Source organism: Facilibium subflavum (assembly GCF_003574485.1).
GTDB lineage: Bacteria > Pseudomonadota > Gammaproteobacteria > Francisellales > Francisellaceae > Facilibium > Facilibium subflavum.
In genome coordinates this window covers 1-614 of the sequence record NZ_QLIT01000355.1, presented here as the reverse complement: position 1 = coordinate 614, position 614 = coordinate 1, and the positions used below count along the sequence as shown (strand labels likewise).

1 pseudogene is annotated in these 614 nt (G+C 40.9%); it reads left to right on the top strand.

Annotation, left to right across the window (positions count from 1 at the left end):
* Positions 1–308 precede the first annotated feature (308 nt).
* Positions 309–614 (top strand): annotated as a pseudogene (locus tag DNK84_RS15175) (reverse transcriptase domain-containing protein); the annotation flags it as partial.

Below are 614 nucleotides of genomic sequence, written 5' to 3'. Positions count from 1 at the left end.
CGAAGAGGATAATTTGAATGATGCCAAACGCAGAGTTGAATAAAACACCGTTGAAGCTAACTTCTATAGCCGAATGTGCGCGAGGAAATCGAGCTTTTTAGCTTACGAGCTTATCTCATTTACTTGATGCATAAGTTCTCACCTATTGCTACTACGGTGTTGCTAGAAACAAGGAAGTAGGGATAGATAAAGGAAGTTGGCAAGAATATGGCAAGAATTTGACTGACAAGATTGAGAGTATGGTGATGTGCCTAAAGAATAAGTAAAATAAAACAATGACAGAAAGAAGAGTATAAAAAAAAAAGGGAACCGGAGAAAGACGCACCTTGGGCATATCGGGAATTGAGAATAAGGTTGTAGAGACCGGCGTTATGCTGATACTGCAGAGTATATACGAGCAGGATTTTCTAGATTGCTCGTATGGTTTTAGACCGGAAAGGAATACACATCAGGCGCTCAACGATGTTGATAAGGCAATTATGACGCAACCTGTAAACCACCTGGTTGAGGCAGATATTAAAGGCTTCTTTGACAACGTGTCACATGACAAGCTAATGGGGTTTGTAAGGATACGAGTAAAGGATTCCAGTCTGCTTCACCTGATAGAGCGGTTT